This window comes from Desulfitobacterium hafniense DCB-2, assembly GCF_000021925.1.
GTDB classification, from domain to species: domain Bacteria; phylum Bacillota; class Desulfitobacteriia; order Desulfitobacteriales; family Desulfitobacteriaceae; genus Desulfitobacterium; species Desulfitobacterium hafniense.
In genome coordinates, this window is record NC_011830.1 from 2,612,947 (window position 1) to 2,625,041 (window position 12,095).

Annotated in this window: 10 protein-coding genes, 1 pseudogene and 1 riboswitch; of the genes and pseudogenes, 8 read left to right on the forward strand and 3 right to left on the reverse strand. The window is 50.0% G+C overall.

Translation table 11 applies throughout. From position 1 onward, the window contains the following. Nucleotides 1-79 precede the first annotated feature (79 nt). The 3 genes from DHAF_RS12000 to DHAF_RS12010 are packed head-to-tail and all read left to right on the forward strand — an operon-like array spanning nt 80 to nt 2,762. The gene (locus DHAF_RS12000) at nt 80-451 is read left to right on the forward strand and encodes a hypothetical protein (RefSeq protein WP_015944019.1); all 372 of its coding nucleotides are present in this window, start codon (nt 80-82) and stop codon (nt 449-451) included. 30 nt (nt 452-481) lie between these two features. Beyond that, nucleotides 482-1,285: an LPD28 domain-containing protein gene (locus DHAF_RS12005; RefSeq protein WP_015944020.1), complete on the forward strand. Its 804-nt coding sequence runs from the start codon at nt 482-484 to the stop codon at nt 1,283-1,285. Beyond that, on the forward strand, nt 1,278-2,762 hold the full coding sequence (locus DHAF_RS12010; RefSeq protein WP_015944021.1) for a hypothetical protein: 1,485 nt from the start codon (nt 1,278-1,280) through the stop codon (nt 2,760-2,762). Before DHAF_RS12005 ends, DHAF_RS12010 begins: the two co-directional genes overlap by 8 nt. Nucleotides 2,763-2,776: 14 nt before the next feature. Continuing rightward, a riboswitch (cyclic di-GMP riboswitch) is annotated at nt 2,777-2,865 on the forward strand. 137 nt (nt 2,866-3,002) lie between these two features. On the opposite strand, the gene DHAF_RS12015 is transcribed toward DHAF_RS12010, so the two are convergent. The 3 genes and pseudogenes from DHAF_RS12015 to DHAF_RS12025 all read right to left on the reverse strand — a co-directional run. Further along, a complete protein-coding gene (locus DHAF_RS12015; RefSeq protein ID WP_015944022.1) occupies nt 3,003-4,274 on the reverse strand; it encodes a sensor histidine kinase in 1,272 nt (423 codons plus the stop codon). Nucleotide 4,275: 1 nt separating this feature from the next. Beyond that, the gene (locus DHAF_RS12020; protein WP_015944023.1) at nt 4,276-5,004 is read right to left on the reverse strand and encodes a LytR/AlgR family response regulator transcription factor; all 729 of its coding nucleotides are present in this window, start codon (nt 5,002-5,004) and stop codon (nt 4,276-4,278) included. A gap of 110 nt (nt 5,005-5,114) precedes the next feature. Continuing rightward, a pseudogene (locus tag DHAF_RS12025) lies at nt 5,115-5,315 on the reverse strand (helix-turn-helix domain-containing protein); the annotation flags it as partial. 297 nt (nt 5,316-5,612) lie between these two features. Here DHAF_RS12025 and DHAF_RS12030 point away from each other — a divergent pair. From DHAF_RS12030 to DHAF_RS12050, 5 genes are all read left to right on the forward strand, one after another. After that, nucleotides 5,613-7,460, forward strand: a complete 1,848-nt coding sequence (locus DHAF_RS12030) for an SH3 domain-containing protein (protein WP_015944025.1) — start codon at nt 5,613-5,615, stop codon at nt 7,458-7,460. Between the two features lie 4 nt (nt 7,461-7,464). Beyond that, nucleotides 7,465-9,153, forward strand: a complete 1,689-nt coding sequence (locus DHAF_RS12035) for an SH3 domain-containing protein (protein WP_015944026.1) — start codon at nt 7,465-7,467, stop codon at nt 9,151-9,153. Nucleotides 9,154-9,348: 195 nt separating this feature from the next. Continuing rightward, entirely contained in the window at nt 9,349-9,735 is a 387-nt protein-coding gene (locus DHAF_RS12040; RefSeq protein ID WP_242659975.1) for a hypothetical protein, read from the forward strand. Between the two features lie 101 nt (nt 9,736-9,836). Next, nucleotides 9,837-10,391 carry a LemA family protein gene (locus tag DHAF_RS12045; protein WP_015944028.1) on the forward strand — a complete coding sequence of 185 codons (555 nt, stop codon included), beginning with the start codon at nt 9,837-9,839 and terminating at the stop codon, nt 10,389-10,391. An 8-nt stretch (nt 10,392-10,399) separates the two neighbouring features. Further along, a complete protein-coding gene (locus DHAF_RS12050) occupies nt 10,400-12,085 on the forward strand; it encodes a DUF2207 family protein (RefSeq protein ID WP_015944029.1) in 1,686 nt (561 codons plus the stop codon). The last annotated feature ends 10 nt before the right edge of the window (nt 12,086-12,095 follow it).

The window sequence follows — 12,095 nt, forward strand, 5'->3', positions numbered from 1 at the left end:
ATAGCTATTCTGCACAACGGATGGTATTGTGTGTGTTTGACGAGGAACAGCGCCCACTACACCGAAAGGAGATCAGGTCATGAAAGACAAGGAAATCGCAGAAATGTTTGAACGTCACAATTTAGTCAGGGGCTATGTCTACCCCTATGAGGGATATCGGAGCGAATACTGGTTTGAAAACTCCCTCTCCAACATCGCCAACTTCATCATGCAGCACAGGGATGCGCGGGAAATTACTCTCACCGACACTATGGATCGCCTTATCCTAAACACGATTGGCGAATTTATCGACCGCTGCCCGGACCAGGCATTTTTACAGCAGCTTCTGCCGCACCTTATCCCCATGCAATTGGGCGAAGCGGAGCCGCAGGAGTTTCCCTGCGCCACGGATGAGGAAGCGGAGGCATATTTTGATAAGCAAGACAGTATGGAAATGGACTTGGGCATGTAGCCCTGCGAGTCATTATCATGGAGGTGCAAAATGAGCGTTAACGCCAGAGAAGACGAAATGCAATATGTCGAGATATTTGAAAGGCCGGCTCTTTTTACGAATTGGCTCATCGACCGTGGCACTGTGCCCCCCGGCTGGTACTGCTACGACCTGAGCAGCTCCGCCCGTAATCCCGGCATACCTGTGAGATTGCAAGATAGTGCATCTGCCAATCACGCCGGAACAATCCTGTCCCCCACAGCTTTGAAAAAGCCTGATACCGCTTTCCGGCGAATGGACAGCAAACTGAACTTCTTCGGAGAATGCATGACCCTCTCAAAATTTTGCGACGTACACGGTCTTGACTTTCCTGCCGATCACCGCAAATATGCTCCACGCCCCGCCTCTCCCGAAGAAGCGGGGATTTTTTATGCCCTGACGCCGGAGCAAGATGCCGAGCTGGGCGCCATCGGTCATGTCCGTATGGACTTTGGGGCATCCGGCAATGAGTTCTGGTCCACATGGTGGCCGAGAGGTGATGAGTCTCTGAACAGCCCTGAATTCAAGGCTGAACTGACCGAGCTGGTAAACGAGCTGCGGGAAACCGGACCGTTGAAGGATCTCAGCGCCATGCACAGCTACTGCGCCGGACACCGCGGCGAAATCGGCGGCGGCTGGCGGCAGAACTACGGCTATATCATTGAAACGGAGCGATACCGATACTGCCTGCGGTGCAGCCCTGGGCAGGGTGACTATCATGCCTACCTGACCGCCTTTGACCTGCGGGTACAGGAAATGAATATGGGAGAACAGCCCGAACAGGGTTCTCAGATGGGAGGAATGCAGCTTGGATGAGAAATTAAGAAACGGACTTCCTCAAAGATGTATGTTTGTGAACGGAGACGGCGAAATCAGGATCATTGAGTATGGGAATAAAGGGTTTATCCGTTCCGATCTCAACACGGAAAACCGGAAAGCAAATCATATAATCGTCAAGGATTACAATGAAAAACATGGTATTACTTCCGAGCAAGTAAAGATGATGCATACCGGAGCGTTACTTGGATGGGATACTCTTTATGCCTCCCATCCTTCGCAAAGGCTGGAATCCAGTATGAAAAACGGCCATATTTTTGAAGTGGAAATCAGCCGCCCCGGTTCGCTCGGTGCAGAAACGGCCACAACACTTGCCCTCCCTGCCATACCATATGAAATACTGGACGCGCTGGACAAGGCCCGCATTACCGATGACCGCGTCATCTATTCGATGGAGATTCTGAGCTGCGAACTGGACTATCTGCCGCAGTTTATCAGCCCCAGCGTCAATCTCTACGAGTTGAATCATCTGGCCGGGCGTTTATCCTCCCTAAGCCAATGGGAGCTGGACTGCTTTGAGGGAATGGTAATGATGGACACCCTCCAGACCCAATACGCACCCATCGACATAGACCGTCTCATCAACATGACCCACAGTATGGAACATTGTCAGATTGCTTACGAAGCCCATAACGATCAGTCCCTCGGCAAGTTTTATGCTGACAATGACTTTGTACCTAAGCTGGAAAATTTGTCGGATGAAGTCTACGCATGCTTGGACTTCGGTAAAATCGGCAAAGAGATGCGCGAGGGTGAGGGCGGCGTCTTTACTCCCCATGGCTATGTGGTTCAGAATGGAGAGATCGCAAAGACCTATCAGAACGGTGAAGCCATCCCTTTGGAAAAACCGGATTACACCGTGCTTCTCCGGATAACCAAGGGTCATTTCAATGACCCTGAATACGATAATGATTTAGTTGCTTTGCTGAAACTCCCGGCTAACGATAAGGACATCTACCGAGCCGTGGAAGCGGTAGAGGCAGCATCACCGGAAGAATGCGCCTTCTCCGCTACAGACTGCATCGTGCCCTATCTGACAGAAAAAATCAGCGATGAATTATATGCATCGGAGGGCGACCGCTACGGCGCAGTAAATGAACTGGCGCAGAAGCTCCGTGGTATCGCAGAGGAAAACAGCCTTCCGACCTACAAAGCAATGCTGGAAACCGCCCCGCAAGACCTCTCACTGGAGGAAGCGATAGACCTTGCGGAGCAGGTTCCCAATTTTCGGCTTCTCCGGGAAATCCCATCTCCTCTGGAATATGCCCAAGCAGAACTTCTCAAACATGATATCCCACTGAAGGACGAGCTAATCAACAACAGGAACCTCTACAACTACGGTCAAAAGCTGATGGAATCGCAAGGTGCGGTGAACACCGATTACGGAATCCTGCTATCGGAGGATGGGATGACGGTAGATGAGGTTGATGAAAACGGCGTGAAAAAGACGAAGTAAGCACAACAAATAAATAAAGCTATGGGCAAACCCGGCTAAAGCCGGGGACGCAAAGCCGAGGGTCTAAGGTGTCTTAGGACGCTATGATAGTCTGGCTGCTGACAGTTAAGCAAAGTCTGCCCTTTATACTCGGAGGGCAGACTTTTGCGCAATTTTACAACTATTATCGGTTGTGTTGGGTGGGTGGGCGCTATGAGAGATGGCGAAAAAACTCAATGTGAGGATTTGATAGATAATCTCCTATGCGGTAGCCTGAAATATAAACCAGCCATCCTTAACCGAAAACTGAAATACACCGCCATGCTTTTCCACGATATGAGCGATGCTTTTTGTGCCAAAGCCATGCCCCTGTTCTTTTGATACTGGAAACCCTTGTTGAAATATTGGCTCTGCCTGAAAGCTATTGTGCAGATCAATGCACAGCTTATTATTTTTGGAATACATACGCAGCCGGATGATGCGTTTGTTGCTGTCAGGTATCTGTTCACAGGCATGGATAGCATTTTCCAAAGCGTTTGACAAGAGCGAGCAAAGCTCAGTATCGCTAAAGGGAAGCAAATCAGGCAGTTTCGCATCTACCGTCAGCATGATTGACCCTTGTTTCGCTTTTGTAGCGAAAGCGGACAAAATCAGGTTGACGGTTTCGTTTCCACAAAAGCGTGTGGGCGTGATGGCATCCATGTCGGACTGGGCAGTTTGTAGGTACTCTTTGATCCCCTCGATGTGTTCCCTGGATGCAAGTCCCTGTAAAAGTGAAAAATGGTGGCGCATATCATGCCGATAGGATGCGGCGTTCTGCTGTAACTGCCGCAGAGAAGCAAACTCTGTCTGCGCCAGTCTAAACTGTGCATCCAGCATATCCTTTTCTCTTTGAAGGCTTGCCTGTTTTTGTGTCTCAGCGTAGTAAAGGATCACAAACACAAAATAGAAAACAGATATTGTTGAGGGCATGAACTGTACCGCCCATTCGGTTCCGCTGTAAAGTACATCGGTGTAGATGGCGGTCACATAGTCAAACAGATAGTAAAAAAGCGGGACTCCGCCTAAAAACAAGCAGGATTTCGTGGACTTCTCCATCAACTGCCGAACAGATCCGGCTACATATCTTTTCAAGAAATAATAGGCCAAAAACACGAATGCTATGTAAAAAAGATGGTCTGCAAGCCTGCTGTCTAAAGCGGCTCCTGCAAGGAAACCAAACCAGCGCGGCGCTTGACAGCAAAGATAACCGGAAAGCACGCTGACGGCGGATATGAGCCACGGGCGCTTATAGTATAGGGTGAATATCACAATCAGCGGCAGGTGGATAATCAGCGGATACAGCTTTGATGTCAAATCCAAGCCCAAAAGCCAATAGCTGGCGGTCTGGACAAAAAGAAAAATGACACAGAGCAGGCCGGTGACAAGCCTGTTTTTCTTTGTGGGCTCTATTCCAGCAAAGAGAACGGACACCGTGAGGCCAAAGACCAAAGAAACACCAAATCGTAAGAGTCCAATCACGATTACTGCCATTTTAAGCGCCCCCCTCCATTTGATAATTCAGATATTGCTGCTTCATCTCCTTTGCCTTGCCCTGTGCAACAGGAACAGAGGAAAGGGTCTGCAAGGTGATCTGATGGTTTTCGATAGTATCCACATACTGCATATTCACAAGATAGGAGCGGTGGGGCTTCATAAAGCACCCATATTTCATCAGATTATCACAGACAGGGGAAAAGGCTTCCGTACATTCGATGACCTTGCCGGAGCGCAGATGATAGAGCACGTTTCTGCCGATGACCTCGGCAAAGATCAAATTGGAAATCAATATTTTTTGAATACCCTCATTGCCCTTTATAATAACTGCATCCTCATCCTTTTTCAATTTAATCTGCTCCATCAGCTCGTCAAAGGTGAAGAATAGTTTTTCTTTTGAGATTGGTTTGAGTACATAGTTGATAGCCTTCACCGAATAGCTTTCCAAAGCAAACTCAGGCGATGAGGTAAAGAATAAAATCGGTGCGGTTTTGTCAAAGGTGCGAATTTCCTTTGCCGCATCAATGCCGGTAAATCCCGGCATCATAATATCCAGACAGTATATATCAAACCGCTTTCCTTTTTCCAAGGCTGAAATCAATTCAAACCCGTTTGGAAATACGGCGTGTTCGCAGTTTAGATGTCTTGATGTTCGGTACAGGTCGATGAGCTGTACCATATTGGATAGCTCGTCAATATTATCGTCACAGACCGCAATATGCAGCATAAGCAACCCTCCATGTTCTATTAGACTTCTTCGGAAACTCTCGCAGGCTCTCTCTCCTGCAAATCGGGTAGTTGCCGATTACCAGGTTCAGATTGTATAACGGCATTTTCATCAGGAACATACTCCATGATGTCGCCGAAGTCGCAGCCCAAAACACTGCAAATCCGAACCAAAATATCGACATATATGTTTTCATCTTTTGATATTTTCAGAAGCGAGCCGCTGCTGATGCCCGCCGCCTTGCATAGCTCGCCTTTTCTTATTTTTCTGTCGATCATCAGTTTGAATAATTTGTTATAACTGACACCCATAACACGCCTCACTTCTTTCTGAAAAACGAAAATCGTTTATGTAAATATTAGATTACAGTATATCATCAAATTATGACAAATACAAGATAAAATTCGTGAGAACTCATCTATTTTCGTGCAATATTGTGTTTTTCACATCTAAAAGCAAAAAAGGCAGGAGTGTGCTTTCCTCCAAAATCATGTTTCATGTCGAAAAAATTATGTTTCATGCAGCGGACGGTTTTGCAGAAAGATTTCTGATAGATTGAACGTGGAGAAATAAATGTTATTTCGTTCAATCAAAAAGGAGGAAAAACTATGAAAAAGCAATTTATGGGCATACTGCTCACTCTGTGTATGGCGCTTACCTTACTGCCGACAACGGCGTTTGCGGCGGATGCATCAAGTCAGAATCTATACCAGGTCGGTTCAAACCCGGTATACAGATTAAGCCCGAACGGTGAGATTATCGGGGAGTTCCCGTCCGGCACAATTGTGGAAGTGATCGAGATAAAAGGCGACTGGGCAAGGGTGCGGTATGAAGGGCAAGAGTATTATATGTGGGCGCCCAGGCTCACCAAAGTCGGCGCAGGCACAACCAGCTCCAACCTTGCGGAAAAGCCCTTCGCACCGCCGGACGGCTGGTACACCATCGAAACCCCGAACCCTAACGGCAAATCCACCAGCGGGCATATTATCATCGGCAACGGCGGTGCGGTGGTAGACTTGGCAAGCGCCGGATTTGAGTATTATTGGCAGCGCTATATCTATGTTGACAACATCGGCAACGACCAAGTGACGCTGAAAACACTGGATGGCAAATATCTGGGGATCAGCGACCCAATCAAAGACGGCACAAGGGTAAGGGCGGTGGACAGCCCTTATGTGTGGAACGCCTACACCACAACAAAGCTTGAGAGCGCGCAAGCCAATCCCTCGTCGGCTTTTATTAGTTTCAGGCCGCCGCAGAACACCAATATGATTGTCAACGTCTCCGGATGGAAATTAAATGAGGAGGGTGCGCACATCATCCTGTGGTCAAGCAAGCTTGGCACGGTTGACGGCAACGCCAAGCTCTCTTGGGGCGAGGTCGAAGACCCGGCGAAAACCCTCACAATGCGGGATTTGGTCGAAATACTCAACACTCATGTTATGGAAAGGCTGTATGGCGATTTTTCCCTCAGCCCTTCTCAGGGCATTTTCCCGCCCGCTTCTGACACGCCATACAAAAACTACTATTGGGACGGCAGCGGCCCTGACCCCTACGAGGGGCTGAAGGATGCTGCCGGCAATCTCAACTACGACTATGCCGATGTTCCCAACTGGGTCGGCAGGCTTCGCATGTGGGGCGTCCTTCCCGGCGGAGATTACAACGGCACCACCGAGATTACCTATGGCCAGTTCACCGGCTATCTGAAAAAGCTGATGGCTTACGGCAGGCAAAACGCAATAAATTGGGGCAAGGTGGAGAAGTTCTATAATCCACGAGAGACATTCACGGATGACATCATCAAGAAATTCGGCTTCGGCGACAGCAGGGCGGAAAGCAAAATTACATTTTTGCAGGCAATGCTTATCTGCGACGCCACAGTGCAGTGGTGGTACGCCAGTGCGGAGGTAGACGGCAATGACGCATATGTACCCTATAAAAAGGGGGATTTGCCCTTCCCCTATAAGTATGCGTCTATTGTGAACCAATCGTCGCAAGCCGCGACACCGGCACCGGCGCCGACACCCACCAACACCGTTACGGCAACGCCCACCAACACCAAGTTTATGTTAAACGGTGCGGAAGTCGCGCTGCCCGCTTACAGCATCAGCGGCAACAACTACGTCAAACTGCGGGATGTGGGCGCGTTGCTGAAAACACGCTTTGATGTGCGTTTTGAGGATGGCAAGGCAAAGCTGTATAACCATGCGGCGTACACCAAAACGAGCGGCGAGCTTGCCGCAATCGGCAAAGACAGTAAAAATGCTACACTGAGTTCCACAGCCTTTGTATGGGGTGACACCGGTGCGGCGGTGACGGGACTGACCGCCTATACCATCGGCGGCAACAACTATATCAAGCTGCGGGACATCGCAAAGCTGTTTGACTTCGATGTGGACTGGCGCGACGGCAAAGCGTGGATCGAGCCTGACGTGTCGCCGTACACGGAGGACTAAGATTATGAAGAAACGATTGACGAGCATTCTGCTCACCTTCTGTATGGTGATTACCCTGATGCCAGCAACGGCGTTTGCGGCGGACACCGCCCCGCCCAAGCAGAATCTGTACCAAGTCGGCAGTAACCCAGTCTACAGATCAAGCCCGGACGGTGACACTATCGGGAAAATTCCAGCAGGGACAATTCTTGAGGTTATTGAGATAAAGGGCGATTGGGCAAAGGTGAGGTACGAAGGCAAAGAGTATTATATGTGGGCAGCCAGACTGATAAAGGTAGCGCCCGCCCAAACATACCAAGATGGCTGGTACCCTATATCAATATTTGGCGGCGGTTTAGGGGTGGACTTTGACGGCGGCGCAGTATTGGTAAATTATATGAACGGAACTATTGTTGTAAACAGAAACTTCTATCTGAAAAATGTGGGCAACGGTCAGATAACCCTGAGAATGTTGGACGGGACATATTTGGGAATTTCCGGCGAAATCAAAAACGGAGTACAGTTGACAGCGGTAAAAGACCCCTATCCTTGGATTGTGTACTCTCATCCCGACAGCTCCGAGTTCAGCTTACGTCCGCCTGCAAATACCAAGATGGCGGTCAATGTTTCAGGGTCCGGCACAGCGGTGGGTACTCCGATCATTCTGTGGGAGCACAGCGATACGCCTGATAATGCTTGGCTTATGTTACAGGTGTTAGTCGCCGAGGACTGGACTAAGACCATTACACGAGGGTATATGGCGGAGCTGCTTGCAAGGATTATGTCAAACGGCGGCGGCGAATCAAATATAAAGTACTATCCGCCCGGTCCGGGGGGCAATCAAGGAACTATGTTTCAGGGTATACCGGAAAACACTGCGCCTATGCGTAGGTGGGCCGTGGGCTACCTTCGCTATTGGGGCGTTTTCCCTGTTGAAAAATTTGACGAAGATGTGGAAATAACCTATGGGGAGTTTACGACGTACCTTATTAAGCTGATGGACTATTACAACAATAGCCTTGGTCCGGGCGTGGCCAAACCGTTTGTTTTAACCAAAGACACCATTAAAAAGTTCGCACTTGAGAACTTTGGTCAAAATACCGACCCGAATGCAATAATGACGATATGGCATGGCCAAATGCTCTCTGATGCGACTGTTCGCTGGATGCAAGCAATAAACAGTAACAAAACGCAAGGTTTGCCGTTCCCTTTTCCTTATCCGGATGGCAAAACCAGAACTAAAACACCGTCGCCTGCACCCTCCACTCCCACCGTACCCACAGGCATAACCGCAACGCCCACCAACACCAAGTTTATGTTAAACGGTGCGGAAGTCGCACTGCCCGCTTACAGCATCGGCGGCAACAACTACGTCAAGCTGCGTGATGTGGGTGCGCTACTGAAAACACGCTTTGATGTGCGTTTTGAGGACGGCAAGGCAAAGCTGTATAACCATGCGGCGTACACCAAGACGAGCGGCGAGCTTGCTGCAATCGACAAAAACAGTAAAAATGCTACACCGAGTACCACGGCCTTTGTCTGGGGCGACACTGGAGCGGCGGTGACGGGGCTGGCCGCCTACACCATCGGCGGCAACAACTATATCAAGCTGCGGGACATCGCAAAGCTGTTTGACTTCGATGTTGACTGGCTTGACTGGCGCGACGGCAAAGCGTGGATCGAGCCTGACGTGTCGCCGTACACGGAGGACTAACCGCGCCGCCCCCACGGTACAAACTAACCTCTATAATTATGTTTCATGTCGAAAAAATCATGTTTCGTGCGGCGGACGGTTTTCTGCGGCAGGGTTTTGATAGAGTGAACGCATGGGACTTTGCCCTATACAACCCAACAGAAAACGGAGGATTTAGAAATGAAAAAGTTACTGGTACTTATGATGGCGCTTGCCATGACACTGAGCCTTGCAGCCTGTGGCGGCAATGCCGAACCCCCTGCATCCACGCCGGAATCCACCCCCGCCACTGCGGAACGGAAAGACAATGTAACCCCCGAGCAGGCAGCGGCCATTGTAGACATCATGGCGAAGATGGGCCCGCTGTACGAAGAGGCGGCGGCAGCGGCCACGGCAAACGGCTGGGATCAGGACGAGTTGGCGGTGCAGGAACTGAACGCAGTATATGCCATTATGGATTCCGCAAGGGTTGGACTTGGAGAACTTGACGGATACGGAGACACCAGCACAGAGGATATTGACACCGTTATAGGACAGTATCAGGCTATGCTGGACGAAATGCCCAACATAATCGCCAAGTACAGCGAACCCTACGGCAACTAATCACTGCGTTTTATCAAATGGATAAAACATAAAAAATAATCTCATGGCAAAAGCGGATGCGGAACACCCGCATCCGCTTTTGCAAAAAGGAGGAAATGACTATGCTGCCAACTTTCATCACAATCGCCGTAATTATTGCGGTTATTGTTCTATGGATTATCTCCACGCAGCGCAGACTGGTAGTGCTGGATGAGAATATCAGTAATGCCATGAGCCAGATCGGGGTGCAGCTTTCCAGTCGCTTTGATGCGCTGACGGCCCTTTTGGATTTGACGAAGGGTTATGCCAGGCACGAAAGCGAAACTCTGATTGAAACAATCAAATCAAGAAGAAGCGTCATCACAGCAAAATCCACGCCGGACGAGGTGATGCGTCAGGAAGGGGTTATTTCCGAAGCCCTTGGCAGGATTTCCATGGTGACGGAGCAGTACCCCGACCTGAAGGCCAATCAAAATTACATCAAAACCATGGACGCGGTGCAGACCTTTGAAAACATGGTTCGCACCAGCCGTCTGATCTACAACGACAGTGTAACAAAGCTGAACCGTGAAATCCGAATGTTTCCGGTCTCCATGGTCGCCGGAATGCTGGGTTTTGGGCAAAGAGACTATCTTGTGGAACAGGCTGACAAGGCGGATATGCCCAGCATGAAATGAGGTGCCCGATGCGCAAAAAAGTGAGCGGCCTGATTCTATGCTTTGCCTTATTATTTGCCCTCCCTCTCCCGGCTTTTGCGGCAAATCAGGTCAATACCATGGATATTCAGGCGGTCATTTACGAGGACGGCTCCATGTATGTGACACAGGTGTGGGAGGGAGATTTTGACGAGGGAACCGAAAGCTACATTCCCATGAACGCACCCGACTATCTGACCGCCAGCCAGCTTACAGTCTCCGACCAAAACGGGAGTTATGAGACGGTTTCGGATTGGAATATTGACTGGAGCTTTGAAGAAAAGGCGAGAAAATGCGGCATCCATGATACGGACAGCGGGTATGAAATCTGCTTTGGCATCAGCCGGTATGGACAAAACCGCTATGCGATTGAATATAAGCTGGACAATGCGGTGGGCGGTTACAGCGACAGGGACGGCGTAAACTTCCGATTTGTAAACGATGGGATGAACACCACCCCCACCGATGTGAAGGTTGAAATCCGGCTGGCGGACGGCACACCCATCACCGATGAAACCGCCGACATATGGGGTTTTGGCTATGACGGACAGGTGGAATTTTCAGACGGCGCTATTCTGGCCTACACGGAAAGCCCCATTGCTCCCGAAAACCATGTGACGGTACTGTTTTCTCTGGAGAAAGGAATCCTGTCCCCCTCACGGCAAGAGCAGGGCAGCTTTGAGGAAGTAAAAGAAACTGCCTTTTCAGGCAGCGATTACGATGATACCGGCGAAGAAGTATCCACATTTGAAGCGATTGTCACGATGCTTTTGTCCATCGGACTCCCCATCGGGCTGATGATTTGGTTTTTCAGAATGAAAAAGAAACGTGCGGAGAAAAAAAGGCAACGATTTGCAGAGCGGTTCGGGTATTTCAGGGACATTCCCAACGACGGCAATCTGAGTGCCACCTATGCGCTGGGACGGCTGTTTGATGTGTGTGAGGACGGTGCAATTCTTTCCACAGGAATGCTACGACTGATTCAGCTTGGCTGCCTGTCACCCGTGGAAACGCAGCAGGTCGGCTTGATGGGACAAACCCGCGAAACAGTGAGCCTGCGGCTGGTGGGCAGCAATCATAGCAGCATGAACGAATATGACGAGTACCTTTATACGGTGCTCGAAAGCGCAGCCGGTTCGGATTCCACTTTGCAGGCAAAGGAACTGGAACACTTTGCAAGTCAAAACGACAAACTGCTGCGTGCCTACATACAGAAATGCGAAAGCGCAGGCAGAGCTTGGCTGAATCAAAAAATCTGCCTGAAGCGATGGGATATGCCTGCAAAGCTGACGGATCTGACGCCAACCGGTGAACAGGAGCTGGGCGAGCTGATGGGGCTGAAACGGTATCTGACGGATTTTTCACTCATTGCCGAGCGCGGCGTCAAGGAAATGCCGATTTGGAGGGAACTGCTGACCTATGCCATGCTGTTTGGCATCGCCGATCAGGTGGCGGAGCAGATGAAAGAGCTGTACCCCCAAATTTCTGCCGAGCTGACCGATTACAGCGGGAGCATGGCGGCCGCCTATTCCTACCACTACTTGCTTTACAGCAATATGAAGCAAGCCGAACAGCGGCGTGAGCAGGAAAAACGCAGCGGCGGAGGCGGCGGATTTGCTTCCCTTGGCGGGGGCGGCGGCTCTATTGGCGGCGGTTCAGGCGGCGGAACAAGATAATGCGAACAAA